The 21,291-nt window shown below is 67.5% G+C and carries 17 protein-coding genes; 9 read left to right on the top strand and 8 right to left on the bottom strand.

Features of this window, described 5'->3' with window-relative positions; translation table 11 throughout:
* Positions 1-139: 139 nt before the first annotated feature.
* Genes HR9077_RS18895 through edd form a run of 4 tightly spaced genes read right to left on the bottom strand, consistent with a single transcriptional unit; the run spans position 140 to position 4,780 of the window.
* Positions 140-1,015 carry an aldo/keto reductase gene (locus tag HR9077_RS18895; RefSeq protein ID WP_136068849.1) on the bottom strand — a complete coding sequence of 292 codons (876 nt, stop codon included), beginning with the start codon at positions 1,013-1,015 and terminating at the stop codon, positions 140-142.
* Positions 1,012-1,962: a D-hexose-6-phosphate mutarotase gene (locus HR9077_RS18890; protein WP_210725974.1), complete on the bottom strand. Its 951-nt coding sequence runs from the start codon at positions 1,960-1,962 to the stop codon at positions 1,012-1,014. Before HR9077_RS18890 ends, HR9077_RS18895 begins: the two co-directional genes overlap by 4 nt.
* Positions 1,959-2,927 (bottom strand): glucokinase, encoded by a 969-nt coding sequence (gene glk / locus HR9077_RS18885; RefSeq protein WP_136068848.1) that lies wholly within the window; start codon positions 2,925-2,927, stop codon positions 1,959-1,961. Before glk ends, HR9077_RS18890 begins: the two co-directional genes overlap by 4 nt.
* The gene (edd, locus tag HR9077_RS18880) at positions 2,924-4,780 is read right to left on the bottom strand and encodes a phosphogluconate dehydratase (protein ID WP_136068847.1); all 1,857 of its coding nucleotides are present in this window, start codon (positions 4,778-4,780) and stop codon (positions 2,924-2,926) included. Before edd ends, glk begins: the two co-directional genes overlap by 4 nt.
* 196 nt (positions 4,781-4,976) lie before the next feature.
* Between edd and gap the strand changes: the two genes are divergently transcribed.
* The 4 genes from gap (at position 4,977) to HR9077_RS18860 (ending at position 9,266) form a co-directional block, all read left to right on the top strand.
* Entirely contained in the window at positions 4,977-5,981 is a 1,005-nt protein-coding gene (gap, locus tag HR9077_RS18875) for a type I glyceraldehyde-3-phosphate dehydrogenase (RefSeq protein ID WP_136068846.1), read from the top strand.
* Positions 5,982-6,256: 275 nt separating this feature from the next.
* A complete protein-coding gene (locus HR9077_RS18870; protein WP_136068845.1) occupies positions 6,257-6,571 on the top strand; it encodes a hypothetical protein in 315 nt (104 codons plus the stop codon).
* 116 nt (positions 6,572-6,687) lie between these two features.
* Complete coding sequence (locus HR9077_RS18865; RefSeq protein WP_136068844.1) at positions 6,688-8,403, top strand: sensor domain-containing diguanylate cyclase; 1,716 nt, start codon at positions 6,688-6,690, stop codon at positions 8,401-8,403.
* An 11-nt stretch (positions 8,404-8,414) separates the two neighbouring features.
* Complete coding sequence (locus HR9077_RS18860; protein ID WP_244613368.1) at positions 8,415-9,266, top strand: dienelactone hydrolase family protein; 852 nt, start codon at positions 8,415-8,417, stop codon at positions 9,264-9,266.
* A gap of 12 nt (positions 9,267-9,278) precedes the next feature.
* Here the strand turns inward: HR9077_RS18860 and HR9077_RS18855 are convergent, their stop codons facing one another.
* Both HR9077_RS18855 and HR9077_RS18850 read right to left on the bottom strand, forming a co-directional pair.
* Positions 9,279-10,697, bottom strand: coding sequence for a coniferyl aldehyde dehydrogenase (locus tag HR9077_RS18855; protein WP_136068843.1), 1,419 nt, complete (start codon positions 10,695-10,697; stop codon positions 9,279-9,281).
* A gap of 12 nt (positions 10,698-10,709) precedes the next feature.
* Positions 10,710-11,006, bottom strand: coding sequence for a DUF4190 domain-containing protein (locus HR9077_RS18850; RefSeq protein WP_244613366.1), 297 nt, complete (start codon positions 11,004-11,006; stop codon positions 10,710-10,712).
* A gap of 143 nt (positions 11,007-11,149) precedes the next feature.
* Here HR9077_RS18850 and HR9077_RS18845 point away from each other — a divergent pair, with 143 nt between their 5' ends.
* The 3 genes from HR9077_RS18845 to HR9077_RS18835 all read left to right on the top strand — a co-directional run bounded on the left by HR9077_RS18845 (position 11,150) and on the right by HR9077_RS18835 (position 15,049).
* Complete coding sequence (locus HR9077_RS18845; protein ID WP_136068842.1) at positions 11,150-12,295, top strand: GNAT family N-acetyltransferase; 1,146 nt, start codon at positions 11,150-11,152, stop codon at positions 12,293-12,295.
* A gap of 78 nt (positions 12,296-12,373) precedes the next feature.
* Entirely contained in the window at positions 12,374-14,188 is a 1,815-nt protein-coding gene (locus HR9077_RS18840; protein WP_136068841.1) for a monovalent cation:proton antiporter-2 (CPA2) family protein, read from the top strand.
* Positions 14,189-14,212: 24 nt separating this feature from the next.
* Entirely contained in the window at positions 14,213-15,049 is an 837-nt protein-coding gene (locus tag HR9077_RS18835) for a fructosamine kinase family protein (RefSeq protein WP_136068840.1), read from the top strand.
* 12 nt (positions 15,050-15,061) lie between these two features.
* On the opposite strand, the gene HR9077_RS18830 is transcribed toward HR9077_RS18835, so the two are convergent.
* Complete coding sequence (locus HR9077_RS18830; protein WP_136068839.1) at positions 15,062-15,967, bottom strand: alpha/beta fold hydrolase; 906 nt, start codon at positions 15,965-15,967, stop codon at positions 15,062-15,064.
* Positions 15,968-16,043: 76 nt separating this feature from the next.
* Positions 16,044-16,664, bottom strand: a complete 621-nt coding sequence (locus HR9077_RS18825) for a TetR family transcriptional regulator (protein ID WP_136068838.1) — start codon at positions 16,662-16,664, stop codon at positions 16,044-16,046.
* Between the two features lie 134 nt (positions 16,665-16,798).
* Here HR9077_RS18825 and HR9077_RS18820 point away from each other — a divergent pair, with 134 nt between their 5' ends.
* Together HR9077_RS18820 and HR9077_RS18815 are read left to right on the top strand one after the other, a co-directional pair.
* Positions 16,799-18,094: an efflux RND transporter periplasmic adaptor subunit gene (locus tag HR9077_RS18820; RefSeq protein ID WP_136068837.1), complete on the top strand. Its 1,296-nt coding sequence runs from the start codon at positions 16,799-16,801 to the stop codon at positions 18,092-18,094.
* Positions 18,094-21,252, top strand: a complete 3,159-nt coding sequence (locus HR9077_RS18815) for an efflux RND transporter permease subunit (RefSeq protein ID WP_136068836.1) — start codon at positions 18,094-18,096, stop codon at positions 21,250-21,252. Before HR9077_RS18820 ends, HR9077_RS18815 begins: the two co-directional genes overlap by 1 nt.
* Positions 21,253-21,291: the final 39 nt, after the last annotated feature.

The following is a 21,291-nucleotide window of genomic DNA, read 5'->3' as shown; positions in this document are numbered from 1 at the left end:
GTGTCCTCTTGTTGTCAGCAACTGATGGAAAATCGATGGCCTGCGCCGCGGGGGCTACGCGCGCGGATCGGTGAATCGTGTCACGTGATGATCTCAGGCGTCAGTGCGGCGGGCAATCCGCCCTTTGCCGAAGGGGCGTTCAGGCGACGCGATGGCCGCGCGATTCCTCGAGCAGCATGAACCAGGTGGCCCGGTCGATGGTCAGGCTGCTGTCGGCCACCAGCGCCCGGATCCGCGAAGCCTTGAGGGTGCCGATCACCGGCACCGGCGAGCCGGGTATGCGGCGCAGCCAGGCCAGGGCCAGCCCGGCGCGGCTGACGCCGAGGTCGTCGGCCAGTGAGCTCAGTGAGCTGCCCAGCACGTCCTCGAAGACGCTGCCGCCGCCCAGCGGCGACGAGGCCATCGGCCGGTGGCCGTCGCTGAGCACGGCATCGTAGAGGCCATCGAACAGCGCCTCGGCATGGGCCAGCGAGAGTTCCAACTGGTGCGCGTAGAGGTCATGACGCATCGCGTCCTGCAGGCGTCGCCACTGCTCGGGCATGAAGTTGGAAACGCCGACCGCGCCTACCTTGCCGGCGTCGATCGCACCGTCCAGCGCCTCGGCGGTCGCTTCGGGCTCCATCAGCGGGTCGGGGCGGTGCAGCAGGAAGTGGTCGAGGCGCTCGACGCCCAGGCGCGACAGGGAGGCGTCGATCGAGGCTGCCAGGTAGTCGGGCGTGGTGTCGTAATGCTTGACGGCATGGCCCGACGCGTCGAGCGCGGGCAGCACGATGTCCGCCTTGGTCACCACGCGCACCCGCGAGGCCAGCGCCGGTCGGTGGCGGAGCGCCTCGCCGAAGCGCGTCTCGCCTTCGCGGCTGCCGTAGATGTCGGCGTGATCGAACCAGTGCAGGCCCTCGTCGAGACGCGCCTCGAGCCAGTCGGCCAGTGCCCCGGGCGTCGACAGGTCGTAGGCGCTGTGAAGGCGCATCATGCCCAGCAGGAAGGGCGCATCGAACGCCAGCGGGTCGTTCATGTCGGCTCCCCGTCGCGGCTGATGGTGGTCGACAGCAGGTGCTGGGCGCCGGGCACCAGCCATACCGGATCGACCCGGGTGCACGCGGCTTCGACGCACAGAAAGCGCTGGCCCGCGTCGGCGGGGGTGTCGTCGGGGAGTGCGCTGTCGGGGTGCCAGACCACCGTCGAGTCGCTGCCCTGCTTGGCGATGCGCAGGCGCCGCGCACCGTCGTCGAGGATCGTCTCGCGGTTGGACTGGTAGATGCGATCGACCGGCCCGCGGATGCCCAGCTCGCCCTGCTGGACGTGCTCGGCGAAGCCCTCGAGCTTGTCCAGGTAGCGCGCCCCGGCCAGGCCCTCGACGCGACACCAGTGGCAGTGCTTGACGCTGAAGTAGCTGTGCAGGGCGCCGGTGTACTTGACCGGCGTTTCGCCGACATGCTCGGTGATTACTTCGACGTGCAGACGGTTGCCATTGGCCTGTACCACCACCCGGGGCACCAGTTGGTCATGCAGGCGCTCGACCGGCGACAGGTGCAGTTCGATGCCCTCCTGATGCTCGTCGGCGGCGTCGAGCCGCCACTCGGCCTTGCGCGCCGGGCCGTGCATCGGGCCCTGTCCATCCGGCGACTCGTCGGCGAACCACGGCCAGCACACTGGAATGCCGCCACGGATCGCCCCGGGCAGCGCCTGGGGCGTCGGCGTCACCCACAGCCAGCCTTCCTCGGTGACGGGCGCGGGTTGAGCGCCTGCGGCTCGCCCGGTTGCGGGGGCGGAAGGTAAAGCGCCTGCGGCTCGCCCGGTTTCGGGGGCGAAAGGCAAATAGTGCAGCACCTGTGCCCCCTGCAGCGAGACGGCGAGCTCGCCCCAGGACTCGTTGGCCAGCCACACCTCGCGGCCTTCCCATTCGGCGTGGCGCCGGCCGTCGGTGGCGTCGATCAGTTGGCGCAGGCTTGCGGGGATCATGATACCTCCTGGTTGTGCAGGGCTTCGCAGGCGCCGAGCAGGCCGGTCCAGGGGGCCGTGACCACCCACACCGGCAAGCTGGCGTTGAAATCCCGCATGCGCCCCTTGTCGGCGAAGGCGCGGCGGAAATCGCTCTGCGCCAGCCAATCGATCAGTCGCGGCACGACACCGCCGCATAGGTAGACCCCGCCGCGCGCACCGAAGGTCAGCGCCGCATCGCCGCAAACGTCGCCGAGCATCTTGAGAAAGCGCAGGATCGTCGCCTCGGCGATGGTGTCGCCGGCACGCGCGCCGTCGGTGACCGCCGCGGGGCTGGCGTAGCGGGGCTCGATACCCTGGTGCTGCGCGTGGGCGCGGTACAGATCCAGCAGCCCCTGGCCGCAGAGTACGCGCTCCACCGACACGCGACCGTAGCTGTCGCGGAGGAAGGATACCAGTTGCTGCTCGAAGACATCGGTAGGGGCGAAGGTGACATGGCCGCCCTCGGTGGGCAACGGAATCCAGTCGTGCCGGCCGGGAAACAGCCCCGCCATGCCCAGCCCCGTGCCCGGGCCGATCACCAGCCGGGCGCGATGGGCTTCGGCCTGACCCTCGCCGACCGCGACCAACTGATCGGCGTCGATGTGCGGCACGCCCAGCGCCTGGGCGGTGAAATCGTTGATCACCTTGAACAGATCGAGCTCCAGCTCGGCCTTCACCCGGCGCTTTGAAAAGCGCCAGGCGTTGTTGGTCAGGCGCACGTCGTCGTCGTGCACCGGACAGGCGAATGCCAGGCAGGCTTCGCGCGGGGCTCGCTCGCCGACGGCGCCGACGCGGGTCAGGTAGTCGCGGACCGCGGCTTCCAGCGTCGGGTAGTCGGCACAGCGCAGGGTCTGGATGGCCTGCAGGTCGAAGGCGTCGGGGGTCACCAGCGCAAAGCGCGCATTGGTACCGCCGATGTCGCCGATCAGCGCCGGACGCGTCATGCGCTATGGCCCCCGTCGTCGACGTCGCGGGCCTCGAAGCCGCCGAAGGTGGCGGCGCCGTCCTCGGCCCCGCCGACCAGGCTGCGGAAGCCGGCGAACAGTTCGCGTCCCATGCCGTAGCGATAGGCCTCGATGTCGGTGGTGGCGGGTTCGCGGGCCTGCCATTCGGCGTCGTCGACCAGCGCCTGGAGCTCGCCGTTCTCGGGGTCGAGTCGCACCACGTCGCCCTCGCGCAGGCGTGCCAGCGGGCCGCCGTCGTAGGCCTCGGGGGTCATGTGGATCGCCGCCGGCACCTTGCCGGAGGCCCCCGACATGCGCCCGTCGGTGACCAGCGCCACCTTGTAGCCGCGATCCTGCAGCACGCCGAGGTAGGGCGTCAGCTTGTGCAGTTCGGGCATGCCGTTGGCGCGCGGCCCCTGGAAGCGCACGACCACCACCACGTCGCGGTCGAGTTCGCCGGCATCGAAGGCCGCCTTGAGCTCGTTCTGATCGCTGAACAGGCGTACCGGGGCTTCGACACGACGGAACTCGGGCTTGACCGCGGAGATCTTGATCACCCCGCGGCCCAGGTTGCCGTCGAGCACGGCGAGACCGCCGGTGGGCGAGAACGGGTTGCCGGCCGGGCGCAGCACGTCCGGATCCAGGCTCTCGGTGGGGCCTTCGCGCCACACCAGCTCGCCATCCTCGAGGAAGGGCTCCTGGGTGTAGTCGGAAAGGTCCCCGCCGAACACGCAGTCGATGTCGCGATGCAGCAGGCCGGCCTCGAGCAGCTCGCGGATCAGGAAGCTCATGCCGCCGGCGGCCTGGAAATGATTGACGTCGGCCTGGCCGTTGGGATAGATGCGGGTCATGCTGGGGACCACCGCGGACAGTTCGGCGAAATCGTCCCAGTTGATGGTGATCCCGGCGGCGCCGGCCATGGCGACCAGATGCAGCGTGTGATTGGTCGACCCGCCGGAAGCCAGCAGGCCGACCATGGCGTTGACGATCGCCTTCTCGTCGACCTGCTTCCAGAACGGCCGATAGTTGCCGCCCGGCTCGCTGTTGCGGATCGACTGCTCCGCGGCGTAGCGGGTCAGCGCCTCGCGCAGCGGCGTGTTGGGGTTGACGAAGGAAGCGCCCGGCAGGTGCAGGCCCATCATCTCCATCATCAGCTGGTTGGAGTTGGCGGTGCCATAGAAGGTGCAGGTGCCGGGGCCGTGGTAGGACTCGGATTCGGCTTCGAGCAACTCGGCGCGACCCACCTTGCCCTCGGTGTAGAGCTGGCGCACGCGGGCCTTCTCGCTGTTGGACAGGCCGCTGGTCATCGGGCCGCCCGGCACGAACATCGCCGGCAGGTGACCGAAGCGCGCCGCGCCGATGAACAGCCCCGGCACGATCTTGTCGCAGATGCCCAGGTAGAGGGCGGCGTCGAACATGTTGTGCGACAGCGCCACACCGGTCGCCATGGCGATCACGTCGCGCGAGAACAGCGACAGTTCCATGCCCGGCTGGCCCTGGGTGACGCCATCGCACATCGCCGGTACGCCGCCGGCGAACTGAGCGGTGGAGCCCATCTGGCGTGCGGCTTCCTTGATCGTGTCGGGGAAGGGCGCCAGCGGCTGGTGGGCCGAGAGCATGTCGTTATATGACGAAACAATGCCCAGGTTGGCGCTGTTCATCAGTTTCAGCTGATTCTTGTCCTGGGGGCCGCAGGCGGCGAAGCCGTGCGCCAGATTGCCGCAGGAAAGTTCGCCACGATGCACGCCCTGGCGGTGCTGGTCCTGCATGTGACGCTCGTAGGCGGCGCGGCGCTCGGCCGAGCGCTCGCGGATGCGCTGGGTGACGCTGGAAACGGTGTCGTGGATAGCCATGGACATCCCCTAGTCACGGTCAGGTAAGTAGTACGTAAATTTACCAAAAAATTTACTTGAACGTCGCCATTCTTTGGGCCAGATTGTGCATAAAGCGTAGGATTATTTCATGGCGACTGCCTCCCGCTCCATCCCGAGCGCGCGACGCAGTCGCGTAGCAGGTTCACGCCACCACGTTGCTTTGAAGGAGGCCACCATGACACTGCGTGTCGCCATCAACGGGTTCGGACGTATCGGTCGTAACGTTCTGCGAGCGTTATATGAGAACGGCTATCGGGACCGCATCCAGGTGGTCGCCATCAACGACCTGGGCGATCCGGCCCTCAACGCGCACCTGCTCAAGCATGACAGCGTGCACGGTCATTTCGGTCGCGATGTCGATCACGACGACGAGGCGCTGCTGGTCGACGGCGATCGGATCAGCACGCTTGCCCAGCGCGACCCTGCCCAGCTGCCCTGGCGCGATCTCGAGGTCGACCTGGTGATGGAGTGCACCGGGCTGTTCACCAAGCGCGAGGCGGCCGCCAAGCACCTCGAGGCCGGCGCCGGGCGGGTGCTGATCTCGGCCCCCGGCACCGACGTCGACGCCACGGTGGTCTACGGCGTCAACGACGACGTGCTGACCGCCGAGCACCGGGTGGTTTCCAACGCCTCGTGCACCACCAACTGCCTGGCGCCGGTGGCCAAGGCGCTCAACGACGCCCTGGGCATCGAGAACGGGCTGATGACCACCGTGCATGCCTACACCAACGATCAGAACCTGTCGGACGTCTATCACAAGGACCCGTACCGGGCACGCAGCGCGACCCAGTCGATGATTCCCACCAAGACCGGCGCCGCGGCCGCGGTCGGCCTGGTGTTGCCGGAACTCGATGGCAAGCTCGACGGGCTGGCCGTGCGCATCCCGGTGATCAACGTCTCGCTGGTCGACCTGACCTTCACCGCGAGCCGCGAAACCAGCAAGGAAGAGGTCAACGCCATCGTCGAGAAGGCCGCGGCCGACTCATCGATCCTGGCGGTCAACGCCCAGCCGCTGGTGTCGATCGACTTCAACCATGATGCTCACTCGTCCACTTTCGATGCCAACCATACCCGCGTCAACGGTCGGCTGGTCAAGGTCATGGCCTGGTACGACAACGAGTGGGGCTTCTCCAACCGCATGCTGGATACCGCCCTGGCGATGCAGGCCGCCGCGCGCTGATCGGTTCGGTATTCCTCCGGGTGTGGCGGTGTGCCGGTGAGATCTCTTCGCGCTCTCACGGCTCCGCACGGATGTCGCATCGGCATGCCGCCGCCTTAGTTCATCTCACAGAATGTCATCCTCCGTTAGTGATCGAAGGGCGCCCGAGGGCGCCCTTCGCGTCTCGAGTCGGGGTGGTGGCGCCTCGCTCGCGGGCAAGTCCGGTTCGAGGACTCGCGGGTTGCCTGCTAAGCTAGCGTTTACGCGACGGAGCAGCCAATCCATGCAGAGGAACCATGAACGCGAGCGTTGATCAGGCCCATCGATTGATCGGCGCCCGCCTGCGCGATCCGCAGCGGCGCTGCGAAGGGCGCATCGTCGGCGTCGATCAGACCCGTGAAGCCCCCGCCCTGTGGGTCGTCTGGGAAGACCAGCCACAGGCACAGCGTGCCGAACTGGCGCAGCATGAGCTGCATGCGTTGGTGCAGGCCTGTGTCGCTCCGCAGGGGGCGAGGCATGCCGATGCAGGAAGACACGAAGATAGCGATGAAGGGAGCGCTGGCGGGGCGTCGGCGCTCTCGATGACATGGCGGCGCACGGCGGGCGACTAGGGACCCGCCGGGCTTGACCGATCGTCACGGGAAGCACGACTTTCGCGTCAAGCTCATTGCATTCCTCCTGAAGCAGCGACGCGATGTACAGGGAACTCACGTGGGGGCCGTAAGGAATGCCGGCATCGTCATTGCAGTTATTGCCGCGCTTCATGGACGCGCTATTGGGGGCATCGTCCGCCGTGGTCTACGCTACCGATCGCGACTGGTGGCTGGGGCGGCTGCATTATCTGGGCGCCAATGTCGCCGATCTGAGCGGCCTCGAACGCCAGGCGTTGCGCGAACGGCCGCAGCTATGGCTCGAGCGGCTCGACGGCGCGGCGCGGGATGCCCTGCTGGCACGCCTCGACGAAGCGCGCTGCAATGGCCAGCGTCACCTCAGTCTGAATTACTCGCTGGCCCACAGCGACGGCAGCGTGCACTACCTGCAGGACGACATCGTGCTGCATCGCGACGACGATGGCGAGGTGATCGAGCTGGTCGGGTCGCTGGTCGATGTCACCGAGCGTCAGGTGCTGCTCGAGCGTTTCGCCAAGCTGGGCGATCAATTGCCGGGAGCGCTCTATCAGTGCCGCCTGGACGATAGCGGCGCACTCGGTTTTCCCTTCATCAGCGCTGGCGTCCAGCGTCTCTTCGGCCTGCCGGCGCAGGTCATCATGCGCGACGCCTCGGCGGCCATCGGCCGGGTACACCCTGACGACCTCGATGGCCTGTGGCACAGCATCCATCGCAGCGCACGCCGGCTGAGCGTCTGGCGGCACGAGTTTCGCTATCGCCACCCCGATGGCCACCCGCGCTGGGTCCAGGGCCGCGCGACGCCCGAACGGCAGGCCGATGGCAGCGTGCTGTGGCACGGCTTCTGCGAGGACATAACGCTGCGCAAGCAGGCTCAGCTGGCGCTGGTCGACAGCGAGCGTCGCTACCGTTTCATCGTCGAGAACGTCAGCGACCTGATCCTGCTGGTCGATGCCGACGGCCTGTGCCGCTTCGTCTCGCCCTCGGTCGAACGGATCCTCGGCTACGCCCCGGATACATTGCAGTTGCGGGCGCTGCTCGAACTGTTGCCCCCCGATGATGCGCCCCGGGTCCAGCGGCATATCGCCGACGCCATGGCCAGCGACAATGGCGCTCAGCTCGAGATGCGGGTCCGCCACGCCCAGGGGCATTATGTCTGGCTGGAGGTCGGCTGTTCCTCCTACGTGAATTCGCTCAACGGTCGGCATGACTGGCTGCTGGCCATCGCCCGCGACATTACCGAGCGCAAGCAGCGTGAGGTCAGGCTGCACGAGCTGTCGACCACCGACAGCCTGACCGGTGCGCTCAATCGCGCCGCCTTTCTGGGTTGCCTGCGCGGTGAACTGGAAGGCGTCGATAGCCGCGACTCCCGGTTATCGCTGGTGTACTTCGACATCGACCATTTCAAGGCGATCAATGATACTTGGGGTCACGCCGCGGGTGACCTGGTGCTGGCCAGCCTGGGGGAAATCTGCCGCAGCACGCTGCGCGCCGACGATCTCTTCGGCCGCATCGGCGGTGAGGAGTTCGCGCTGATGCTGGACGGTCAGTCGCTGGTCGAGTCGGCCATGCTCGCCGAGCGGCTGCGACGCAAGTTCGAGAACGTGCGGGTCGAGTTTCACGGGCAGTGGCTCAATTTCACCGTCAGCTTCGGCGTCGCCGAACGCCGCGATGGCGAACCGCCCGATGCACTCATGCACCGTGCCGACATGGGCTTGTACGAGGCCAAGCGCAAGGGCCGCAACCGGGTCCAGCAGGCACTCACCGAGCGGCGTGCGGAGCCCGAGCCCATGCCGTCAAGCAAAGACCCTAAATAACGAGGAAACCTATGCGCACCCTGTTCAAGCTGATGTGGTTGATTCCCGCGCTGGCCGTTGCCCCGCTGGCGACGGCACAACAAGAGGCCAGCGAAACGGCCGAGCCCACGGTGACCATCGACCAGGGGCCGAGGGTCCAGGGCGAACCCTTCGAGTACTCCACCGGCGGCGAGACCTACCAGGGCTACCTGGCACGCAACGTCGCCGACCCCGAGCCACGCCCGGCGGTGTTGATCGTCCATGAGTGGTGGGGGCTCAACGATTATGTCAAGCAGCGGGCCGATCAACTGGCGGCGCTGGGCTTCGTCGCCCTGGCGGTCGACATGTACGGCAACGGCCGGACCGCCGGTCACCCCGACGAAGCGGGCGAGTTCTCCAGCCGGGTGATGCAGGACTGGCCGACGGCGCGCGCGAGTCTGGAGGCGGCGATGGCCAAGCTGCGCGAGAACCCGGCGGTCGATGGCGAGCATATCGCGGCGATCGGCTATTGCTTCGGAGGGGGCGTGGTGATGAACATGGCGCTGGCCGGCATGCCCATCGACGCGGCGATCAGCTTTCACGGCAGCCCCACTCAGGCGGTCAACCAGCCACAGCCCTTCGATGGCATCGTCCAGTTGCACAACGGCGCCGACGATCCGCTGGTCAAGCGCGACGCGCTGAAGGCCATGGCCGCCAAGCTCAAGGAGCAGGGCGCCGCTATCAAGGTGGTCAACTATCCGCGCGCCAAGCATGGCTTCACCAATCCCGATGCCACCGCCGTGGGCGAGGAGCACGGCCTGCCGCTCGGCTACGACGCCGCGGCCGATGCCGCCTCCTGGCAGGCTGCGCTGCTGGCGCTGGACAAGGCGCTCAACCAGAGCTGAGGGGCAAGCCCTTCAGATCAAGCGCAGCAACTTGAGCAGCCAGCGGCGGTAGGGCGGATGAACCAGCCGCGCGGCATTGCGGCGCGACTGGCGGAACACGCTGCGCCGATGGCTGAAGGTCAAGAAGCCGTGCTCGCCGTGATAGGCGCCATGACCGCTGGCGCCCACGCCACCGAAGGGCAGCGAGGTCTGGGCGATATGCCACAACGTATCGTTGAGTACCACGCCGCCCGACTGGGTATCGGTCAGTAGCCGTGCCTGGTGGGCGGTGTCGTGGCTGAAGGCGTATAGCGCCAGCGGGTGCGCCCGGGCGTCGTGGCTGCGACGATTGACGAAGTCGAGCGCCGCCGCGAAGTCCGTGACGCCGACGACCGGCAGCAGCGGGCCGAAGAGTTCCTCGCGCATGACGCCGAGCGAGGCGTGCGGGTTGATGATCAGCGTCGGCGGCAGCTTGCCGCTGGCTTCCAGCTGTTCGGCGCTGGCGCCGATCTCGATCACCCGGCAGCCATGGTTGTGCGCCTCGTCGCGCAGCGCAATCAACCGCTGCCGATGGCGCCGGCTGATGATGGCGGTGTAATCGCCGTTGCCGGCCGGGCTGGGGTAAAGCGTGGTGACGGCCCGTTCCAGGGCCTCGCAGAAGGCGCCGAGGCGTGATTCCGGGACCAGCACGTAATCCGGGGCGATGCATGTCTGCCCGGCGTTCAGCCACTTGCCGAAGGCGATGCGCCGGGCGGCGTCGTCGAGATCGTACGTTTCATCGATGATCGCCGGCGACTTGCCGCCCAGCTCCAGCGTCACCGGGGTTAGGTTGCGGGCCGCGGCGCGAGCGACCTCTCGTCCTACTGCCGTCGAACCGGTGAACAGCAGGTGGTCGAAGGCCAGTGCGGCGAAGGCGCGGGCGACCGCTGCGTCGCCGGTGACCACGCACAGCTCGTCGTCGGCGAAGTAACGCGCCACCAGCCGTTGCATCAGCTGCGCGGTGGCCGGTGTCAGCTCGCTGGGCTTGATCATCACCCGGTTGCCCGCCGCCAGGGCGTCGAGCGCCGGCAGCATGGCCAGGCTCCAGGGGTAGTTCCACGGCGCGATGATGCCCACCACGCCGAGCGGTTGGCGACGTATCTCGGCACGGGCCGGCATGAAGCGCCAGTCGACGGCGGCGCGCTGCGGACGCATCCAGCGCTTGAGTCGGCGCCGGGCGTGCCCGATCGCCTGCAGCAGCGTGGCGAGCTCCGCCAGCCGCGTCTCGACGTCCGAACGATGGCCGAAATCCTGGCGGATCGCTGCCTCGATCTCGTCGGCGTGGCGGCGTGTCAGCCGGGCCAACCGGGCAAGACGCTCGCGGCGTGTCGCCAGGTCGGGGCAGGGATCGCCATGAAAGGCCTTGCGCTGCCGTTCGAGCAGGGCCTCCAGCGCGGTCTGTGGTGTGTCCATGGCGCCTCCCGGCTAGACGGTGAATGCCATGATGCCGAACAGGGTCAGCATGAAGCCGCCGAACAGCAGCAGGCCGCCCAGCGCCAGCACGATCATCACATAGCCGATGATCAGCGCGGCCAGCGCCCAGCTGTCGCCGCGTTCTGCGCTCCGGCGGATCTGGCGGCGGGCGAGGTGGCCGCAAACCACCCCGGCGACGGCCGCGGGAGCAACGAATAGCGACACCACGCTGAGGGCGAAGGCGGCAAGCGCCATCAGGTTGGTGCCGCCGGTGACGGCGGGGGGCGTGGTCGTGGGGCGTCGATCCATGGCTTCGTTCTCTCAAGGCTTCGCTCGCGCGGCGTCGTGACTTCGCGCGTATCGTCGATGGCGATACCCTATCACTACCGGGCGAACGATGGGCATGCAACGCGCACGCGTTAGCCGCGCAGGACGACCACAGGGAGGGAACGATGCATTGCGAGATCGAGACGATCGATGCCATGGAGCAGGTGCCGGCCGCCGACTGGAACGCCCTGGTGCCGGCCGACCAGCCCTTCCTGCGTCATGAGTTCCTTCATGCCCTCGAGGCCAGCGGAGCGGTGTGCCCGGCGAGCGGCTGGACGCCGCAGCACCTGCTGGTGCGTGTCGGGGGCGAACTCGCCGCCGCACTGCCGCGCTATCGCAAGGACCACTCCTTCGGCGAATACGTCTTCGACTGGGCCTGGGCGAACGCCTGGGAGCGTGCCGGTGGCGATTACTACCCCAAGGGACTGACGGCGGTCCCCTTCACCCCGGTGCCTGGCCCGCGACTGTTGCTGGCGCAGGACATCGTCGAGCGCCGGCAGCGACGGACGGTGATCGCGGCCCTGGCCGGGGCGTGTTGCGACGACGCCTTGTCCAGCTGGCACCTGCTGTTCGCCGAGGACGACGAGGTCGACGACTGGCTGGCGATCAGACCCGAGCTGCTCGAACGTCAGGCGGTCCAGTTCCAGTGGCGGGACCGCGGTTTCGGCGACTTCGAGGGCTTTCTCGCCGCGATGAACGCCAAGCGCCGCAAGGAAGTTCGTCGCGAACGCCGACGGGTCGCCGAACAGGGCCTGACCCTGCGACGCCTGACCGGCCCGGCAATCGATGCGGCCGCGCTGGAACATTTCTACCGCTGTTATCAGATGACCTATTTCGAGCGCGGCCAGCAGCCCTACCTGACGCTGGATTTCTTTCGCCGCCTGCGCGAGACGATGGCCGATGCACTGGTGCTGGTGCAGGCGCGCCACGGCGAACGGCCGCTGGCCGCCGCGCTGTGCCTGCAGGGCAGCGATACTCTCTACGGGCGCTACTGGGGCAGCGAGGTCGAGGCCGACTGCCTGCATTTCGAAACCTGCTACTACCAGGGCATCGAGCACTGTCTGGCCAACGGCCTGACGCGCTTCGACCCCGGCACCCAGGGCGAGCACAAGCTCAGTCGCGGGTTCGCGCCGCGCCGGCTGCGTTCGCTGCACCACATCGCCCATCCCGGCTTTCGCCATGCCGTGGCCCGCTTCTGCGCCGAGGAGCGCGAGCATGTCGCGGCCTACCATCGCGACGCCGAGGCCCGCCTGCCGTTTCGCCGCGATTGAGTCCGCAGCACCCACGCCCTGGCTGACGGGGAGCCGCTCGCTGTAGCATGCATGCGAGGATCTCGAGGAACGATCACAATGGATTTTCTGTTCGAAGCCGCCGTGCTGCTGGGCGCGGCGATCATCGCGGTACCGCTGTTCCAGCGCCTGGGGCTGGGCTCGATTCTCGGTTATCTGGCCGCCGGGCTGGTGCTCGGCCCATCGGTCAGCGGGTTCATCGCCGAGCCGGAAACGGTGCTGCACTTCGCCGAGTTCGGGGTGGTGATGCTGTTGTTCGTGATCGGCCTGGAACTCGAGCCGGCGCGGCTGTGGACCCTGCGCAAGCGCCTGCTGGGACTGGGCAGCCTGCAGTTGGCAGGCTGCGCGGCGCTGCTGACACCGCTCGGGCTGGTGCTGGGGCTGACCCTCGAGGTGTCGATTCTGCTCGGCCTGATCCTGGCGCTGTCGTCGACCGCCTTCGCCCTGCAGGTGCTCAACGAGCGTCATCAGCTGGCCAGCCCGCACGGCCAGGCGGCGTTCGCCATTCTGCTGTTCCAGGACCTGGCGGTGATTCCGCTGCTGGCGCTGTTGCCGTTGTTCGCCAACGAGATCAGTGCCGCTTCGGGCGATACCTGGTTCGAGGTGCTGCGTGGGGTCGGCATGGTGGTGGCGGCGATCGGCTTCGGTCGGCTGGTGTTCCCGCGGGTGCTGGCCTTCGTCGCCCGCAGCGAGGTCCATGAGGTGTTCACCGCCGCGGCACTGTTCATGGTGCTGGGTATGGCGCTGGTCATGGAGTGGGCCGGCCTGTCGATGGCGCTGGGGGCCTTCCTGGGCGGCGTGCTGCTGGCCGATACCGTCTACCGTCACGAGCTGGAAGCCAACATCGAGCCGTTCAAGGGCTTGCTGCTGGGGCTGTTCTTCATCGCCGTGGGCATGTCGGTGGATCTGGCGCTGGTCTTCGACAATCTGTTATGGGTACTCGGCATCACCCTGGGCCTGCTCGCCGCCAAGCTGGTCGTTATCGCGCTGGTGGGGCTGGCGGCGCGACTGCCCAAACCCGAGATACCGCGTCTGGCGACGGTCATCGCCCAGGGCGGCGAGTTCGATTTCGTGCTGCTGACGGCGGCGGTCAGCGCCGGGGTGTTCGAGGCGCGTATTGCCAGCCTGTGCATCGCCGCGGTGACACTGACCATGGCGCTGACGCCATTCCTCTACCAGGCCGGCGAGCGCCTCGGCAACCGCTTCAAGGAGAGTCGTCCGTTCGATGGCGATTTCGGCGACCGCACGCCGCCGGTGTTGATCGCCGGGTTGGGGCGTTTCGGCCAGATGGTCGCCCGCGTGCTCAAGACCCAGGGCATCAGCTTCACCGCGCTCGATCCGAACATTCGCCAGGTCGAATTCATTCGCCGCTTCGGCTCGCAGATCTATTACGCCGATGCCTCGCGCCAGGACCTGTTGCGCGCCGCCGGCGCCGAGCAGGCCCGGGTGCTGGTGATCGCCGTCGACGACGCCGAGACCACCACGCGGATCGCCCGTATGGCGCGTCACCATTTTCCGCAACTCAAGATCTTCGCCCGGGCGCGCAACCGCCATCATGCCTGGCAGTTGATGGAAATCGGCGTCGAGGCGGTGGTCCGCGAGACCTTCGCGGCGAGCATGGAGATGAGCCTCGAAGTGCTCAAGGGCGTGGGCTATCCCAGTTCCAACGCCATGGACGCGGTGCGCACCTTCCGCGATTTCGATATCAAGCTGCTCAAGGACTCCTACGAGATCCGCCACGACGAGGAGTCGCTGGTCGCCAACGAGCGGGCGGCGATGGCGGAGCTGAGCTCGCTGTTCCAGAAGGAGCTGAGCGGCCGGCCGCCGCGCGACGAGGCGCCAGGCGCCGCCCGCAGCGAGCCGGAAGCAAGCTGACATCCACGACCCTCAGGAGGAGCCATGACACGTCCGGATTGGCTGGGGCGCCTCGAGGCGCTCGACATCGTCCCGCGCGGCGACCCCGAGCCGCTGGCGGGGGGTGACATCGCCGAGGTCTGGCGGCTGACCACCGCCCACGGCGCGCTGGTGGTCAAGCGGGATGCCGCCGAGACGCTGGCGGCGGAGGCCGATGGCCTGCGCGCCCTGCGCCGGGCCGGCAGTTCGCTGATCGTCCCCGAGGTGGTCGCGCTCGACGACGACCTGCTGATCATGGAGGCGCTGGACAGCGCGCCGCGCGGTCGCCGGAGCGAAGCGCAACTGGGCGAGGGGCTGCGCGAGCTGCACGGGGTGACCGGCGCGTACCATGGCTGGTCGAGCGACAACCGCTGCGGCCCCACGCCGCAACGCAACACGCCGTGCGCCGACGGTCGGGTCTTTCAGCGCGAGCAGCGTCTGCTGCCGCTGGGGGAGGCCTGCGCCGAGCGCGGCCTGCTCGATGCCGCCAGCCTGGATGCGCTGGGCAGCGTCGCCCGGCGCCTGGAGGAGTGGCTGCCCGACGCGCCGCCGAGCCTGGTGCATGGCGACCTGTGGTCGGGTAACGTGCTGCATACCGGACGCGGCCCGGCGATCATCGATCCCGCCGTCTATTACCATTATCCCGAGGTCGACCTGGCGATGCTGACGCTGTTCGGCGCGCCGGGCGGCGCCTTCTTCGAGGCCTACTGGGACGCCGGCGAGCCAGGCGACTGGCCACGCCGCCGGACGCTGTTCCAGCTCTACCCGCTGCTCAACCATCTGCTGCTGTTCGGTGGCGGTTATCGCAGCGCGGTGACGCGCGGCATCGCCGAACTCGCCTGAGCGCTGCCCCGGCTAGGCGCCTCGGCGCCAGCGCCGCAGGCTCTGCCGCAGCCGGGCCAGCAGGCCGTTCGCTGGCCGGTCTGCCGGAGCGTCGAGAAAATCGCGGATCGGCTCGACCTGGGCGGGCTGGTTGAGCATCGGCGCATGGCCGCAGTCGGGGACCTCGAGCACGCGCAGGCCGGGTTGCGCGTCGTGCATGCGGGCCAGGGTCGCCGCCGAGAGGATCGTCGAGCGCGCGCCGCGGATCGCCATGACCGGGCGGTCGATGGCGGCCCAGGTCGGCCACAGGTCGAGCGGTTTGTCATGAATGAATTGCTCGGCGATACGCGGGTCGAAATGAAACCCCCAGCTGCCATCGATCAGCCGTCGTGAGCTTTCCAACGCCAGGCGCCGCCAGGCGGCATCGCCCTGGATGCCGAATTCCGCGTAATGCCGCTGCAGCTCCTCGATCAGCGCGCCGAAGGTGGCGAAGCGATGCGGCACGGCGAAATAGCTGGCCAGCTGAGCCAGGCTGTCGGCGTCGATCTCCGGGCCCACGTCGTTGACGATCAGGCGTTCGATACGCCCGTGGCCCTGTTCCGTTGCGCTCAGCAGCAACCCCAGCAGCCCACCCATCGAGGTGCCCAGCCAGGCCACGCGCTCGAGTCCGAAATGGTCGAGCACGGCCAGCGCGACTTCCTGGTAGTGGCTGTACAGATAATCGTGGGCCGGAAACAGCGACCAGCTGGACAGTCCGCGCCCGGGAGTGTCCGGGGCGATCACCCGCCACTCGGGGCCGAGCCGCCGGGCCAGTTCGTGAAAGTCGCCGCCGTGGCGGGACAACCCGTGCCAGGCGACGAGCGTCTTGTCGGCGTCGGGATGCCAGACGCGCACGGCGATCTCCAGCGCGCGGTGGCGGATCAGTTCGAGTGCATCCATGGAAAGGGCGACCTCGGCCTTGGCGATGCGCTCAGTGTAGCGTCTATGCTGCGATGCAGCAGCCAGGTTTGCCTGGCTAACCGCTGTCGTTGCGCAGCAACCCGAACAGGGTGTCGACGATCGGCTCGCCGCGTTCGCGCAGCGAGTGCGCCCGGGGGTCGCGCAGCCAGTCGTGGAACAGTCCGCCGAGGCAGCACTGCAGCAGTTCGGTGGCCATCTTCGGCGAGATCGTCGCTTTCAGCTGGTCCCCCTGTGCGGCCTGCTGGAACTTTTCGAGCATCGCGTCGAAGCATTCGCGGCTCAGGCGGCGCTGCATCTCCAGCGGGTCGATGTCGCTGAAGAATTCGCAGCGATGGATGAGAATCGAATGGATGCGCTGGTAGCTGGGCTGCTCGAGGCGCTGGAAACTTTCGTGGCAGGCCAGGCGGATGCACTCCAGTGGCGAGGTGTTGCCATGCGCGGCCTCGATATCCTCGGCGAGTTCCTCGAAGGGCAGCCGCACACGTTCGAGCAGGGCGTGGAAAAGGTCCGCCTTGTTCTTGAAATGCCAGTACACCGCGCCGCGGGTCATGCCGGCGTGACGGGCGATCTGCTCGAGCGAGGTGCGCGCGACGCCCTTGTCGTGAAACAGCGACTCGGCGGCGTCGAGCAGCGCTTCGCGCGTGGCTTCGGCTTCGGCTTTGGTGCGTCTGACCATGGCGCGTGGATTCTCTGGGTGCGAAATGGGGAAGCTTTTTTGAAGTCATCTTAACGCAACGAACGTGTATTTACATTCATTGGTGTATGGTTGTAGGCTTCCGGCCAACTGCTACACGACTAAGGGATAATGCGATGCGTACATCGGTGAGCGCAGGCCGTTCGGGCTGGGTGTGGCTGACGGTTCTGGCGCTGGGCCTGGCCGGCTGTGGCGAGGAGTCCTCGCAACCGTCGGGGGGCGGGCAGCAGCAACAGCCGCCGCTCGAGGCTCAGGTGCTGGAACTCGAACCGCGCGACCTGCCGGTCGACAAGCAGTATTCGGCGCTGTTGCGCAGCGAGCAGCAGGTCGAGGTAATGGCGCGGGTCACCGGTGTGCTGCAGCAGCGACAGTTCGACGAAGGCGCCCAGGTCGAAAAGGGCGATCCGCTGTTCGTCATCGAGCCGGATCGTTACCAGGCGGCGGTCGGTCAGAGTCAGGCCGACCTCGAGAGCGCCGAGGCCGAGCTGTACCGGGCCCAGCGCAACTGGGAGCGCTACCAGCGCCTTTACCAGCAGAACTCGGTCAGCCAGCAGCAGCGCGACGAGGCGCGTGCCGACCTGCTCGCCGCCCGGGCCTCGGTCGCCCAGGCCCAGGCGGCGTTGAACGATGCCCAGCTGGATCTCGATTACAGCACCATCGAGGCGCCGGTCGCGGGCCAGATCAGCTTGAGCGAGGTCAATGTCGGCAATCTGGTTCAGGCGCCCCAGCTGCTCGCCACCATAACGCCCTTGAAGACGCTGCAGGCGCGCTTCTCGCTGCCGCCCGAAGACGCCATGGCGATTCGCCAGCAGCGCCGTGCGAGCGACGAGAAACGCCCGATCACCCCGGTGGCCTCGGCGCGTAGCGGCCAGGGCGGCGACCGACTGACCGGCGAATTGAGCTTCCTCGGTTCGCTGGTCGACCAGAACACCGGCACGGTTCAGGTCCAGGCGACCTTCGACAACCCGCAGGCGCTGTTCCTGCCCGGCCAGTTCGTGCGGGTGACGCTGGACGGCCTGGTCCTGCCCGGTCTGTTGGCGGTGCCCGAGATCGCCGTCACCGAGGGCCGCGAAGGGCCCCAGGTCTACATCGTCGACGCCGACGGCAAGGCCAAGCCGGTGACGGTCGAGCTGGGCGAACGCTCCGGCCCCTGGATCGCCATCCAGAGCGGTCTCGAGGCCGGGCAGCGGGTGGTCGTCAGCAACGTGCCCAGCGCCCAGCCGGGCCGGGCGATCGAGGCACGGCCCTTCGACGGCGAGGCGGAGAAGACCCCCTCGCCGGAGAGCGACGGGGAACAAGGCAACGCCCGGCAGCAAGGCCAGGCATCTGGCTCGCCGCAAGCGAACGGCTCGTCGGGCGATGCGCAGCAGGGCGACGACAGCGATGACGACGCGCAAGGGGCCAACGGCTGATGAATTTCTCGAGTTTCTTCATCCGGCGACCGGTGTTCGCCACGGTGCTGTCGATCATCATCGTGATCGCCGGGGTCATGGCCTTGCGCGTGCTTCCCGTCGAGCAGTATCCGCAACTGGTGCCACCCGAGGTCCAGGTCAGCGCCAGCTACCCGGGGGCCAGCGCCCAGACCATTTCGGAGACCGTGGCGGCACCGCTGGAACAGGCGATCAACGGCGTCGACAATCTGCTCTACATCAACTCGACGAGTGCCGATAGCGGGGCGTTGTCGCTGTCGGTGACCTTTGCCATCGGCACCGACCCCGACCAGGCGACCATCGACGTCAACAACCGCGTTCAGCAGGCCATGGCGCAACTGCCCAGCGTCGTTCAGCAGCAGGGCGTGCAGGTCCAGAAACGCTCGTCGAGCATTCTCCAGGTGGCGACGCTGTCGTCGACCAACGGCGAGTACGATCCGGTTTTCCTCAGCAACTACGCGCTGGTCAACATCATCGACGCGCTCAAGCGCACCCAGGGCGTGGGCAACGCGCAGCTGTTCGGCGCCAAGGACTACTCGATCCGGGTATGGCTCGACCCGGCCAAGATGGCCGATTACGACATCACCGCCAGCGAGGTGGCCGATGCCGTCAGTCAGCAGAACACCCAGTTCCCGGCCGGCAAGCTGGCCGCCGAGCCGATGAAGGATCCGCGCCCGTACACGTTCACCATCACCACCGAAGGGCGTTTCACCAACGTCGAGCAGTTCCGCAACATCCTGCTGCGCACCGACGAGAGCGGCGGTTCGCTCAAGCTGAGTGACGTCGCGCGGATCGAGCTGGGGGCCCAGGACTACTCGTTCGTCGGCCGGCTGAACAACCAGCCCACCGTGCCGATCGGGATCTTCCTGCAACCCGGGGCCAACGCGCTGGAAACCGCCACGGCGGTCAACGAGACCCTGGAAAAACTCTCGGCGAACTTTCCCGAAGGCATGGAGTACTCGATTCCCTACGACACCACCGAGTTCGTGCGCTTGTCGATCGAGGAGGTCGTGCACACCTTCATCGAGGCGCTGGCGCTGGTGGTGTTCGTGGTCTTCGTGTTCCTGCAGAAATGGCGCGCGGCGATCGTGCCGATCATTGCCGTGCCGATCTCGATCGTCGGCACCTTCGCGGGCATGTATCTGCTGGGGTACTCGATCAACCTGCTGACGCTGTTCGGGATGATCCTGGCGATCGGGATCGTCGTCGACGACGCCATCATCGTCATCGAGAACGTCGAGCGGATCATGGAGGAGGAGGATGTCTCCGCCAAGGAGGCCGCGCTCAAGGCGATGACCGAAATATCCGGGCCGATCGTCGCGGTCACCCTGGTAATGGCGGCGGTGTTCATACCGGTCGCCTTCCTGGGCGGCATATCGGGACAGCTTTACAGTCAGTTCGCGATCACCATCGCCATCTCGGTGCTGATCTCGGCGGTCGTCGCCCTGACCCTGTCGCCGGCGATGTGCGCGCTGTTCCTCAAGCCCCACGACAAGCAGCCGGCGGCGCCGTTCCGCTGGTTCAACCGGGTATTCGCACGCGCCACCCGCGGCTATCTCAGCGGAGTGAGCTTCATGATCAAGCGCGCGCTGCTCGGGGTGGTGCTGTTCCTGGGCTTCTGCGGCATCGCCGCGTTTCTGTTCACGCGGCTGCCCAGCGGGCTGGTGCCGTCCGAGGACCAGGGCTTCTATCTGGCGATCACCCAGTTGCCGGCGGCATCGTCGCTGCAGCGCACGGATGACTTCAACCAGGCGGTCATCGACGACATTCTCGACTTCGACGGGGTCAAGAGCGCGGTCTCCTTCGCCGGGTACGACCTCCTCGCCAGTGCCCAGCTTCCCAACGCCGGGGTGGCCTTCGTGACCTTGGAGGACTGGGCCGAACGCGAGGCGACCGCGCCGGAACTGGTCGGTCGGACGATCCAGATGGGCGCCCGGCATCCCGAGGGGCGGGTGATCGCCTTCAATCCACCGCCGATCCAGGGCATGTCCACCACCGGCGGTTTCGAAGGCTTCCTGCAATCCACCGAGGGTGCCTCGCCGCAGGAGATCGAGGCCAAGGCGCAGGCGCTGGTCGAGGCCGCCAATCAGCGCCCGGAACTGACCCAGGTACGTACCACCATGGACACCCAGGTGCCGACCTACAGCGCCACGGTGGACCGCGACAAGGCGCGCAGCATGGGCCTCTCGCTGGATGACGTCTACACCACCATGCAGAGCACCTTCGGTACGCTGTACGTCAACGACTTCACGATGTTCAGTCGCAACTTCCAGGTCAACCTGCAATCGGAGGGGGAGTACCGCGACACCCCGGACGACCTGAGCAAGGTCTACGTGCGTGCCGACAGCGGCGAGATGGTACCGCTGTCCAGCGTGGTATCGATGGAGCGCAGCCAGGCGCCGAGCATCATCCAGCGCTTCAACCTGTTCCCGGCGGCCAAGATCCAGGGTCAGCCGGCCGAGGGTTACAGCTCCGGACAGGCCATCGCGGCGATGCAGGAGGTGGTCGGCGAAGCGGTCGGCGCCGGCTACCAGCTGGGCTGGACCGGCGAAGCCTTCCAGCAGCAAAGTTCCGCGGGCAACTCGACCCTGGCGTTCGTCTTCGGCATCGTGATGGTGGTGCTGATCCTCGCCGCCCAGTACGAGCGCTGGTCGCTGCCGCTGGTGGTCATCACCGCGGTGCCGTTCGCCATGCTCGGCGCGGTATTGGCGATGTACCTGCGCGGTCTGGCGGGTGACGTCTACTTCCAGGTCGGCCTGCTGGTGCTGATCGGCCTGGCGGCCAAGAACTCGATCCTGATCGTCGAGTTCGCGGTCGAGCAGCACCAGGCGGGCAAGGGCATCGTCGAATCGGCCAAGGAGGCGGCGCGGCTGCGTTTCCGGCCGATCATCATGACCTCGTTCGCGTTCATCGTCGGCGTCATTCCGCTGGCGATCGCCTCGGGGGCGAGCTCGGCCAGTCGCCACTCGATCGGTACCGCGGTGATCGGCGGGATGCTCGGTGCCACGTTGATCGCGATCTTCTTCGTGCCGATGTTCTACATGCTGGTGATGCGCTTCGAGGACTGGTTCGACCGCAAGCGTGGCAAGTCCACCACGGGGGCCTCCACGCAGCCCGCGAGCGACAATCCCGGCCGCTGAACCCGGCCCGGGTCCGTGAGCAAAGCCAAGGCCTGCGGG

This window comes from Modicisalibacter radicis (assembly GCF_900961225.1).
Taxonomy (GTDB): Bacteria; Pseudomonadota; Gammaproteobacteria; order Pseudomonadales; family Halomonadaceae; genus Modicisalibacter.
The sequence above is the reverse complement of the archived record's forward strand: the minus strand, read 5'-3'. Positions and strand labels throughout refer to the sequence as shown.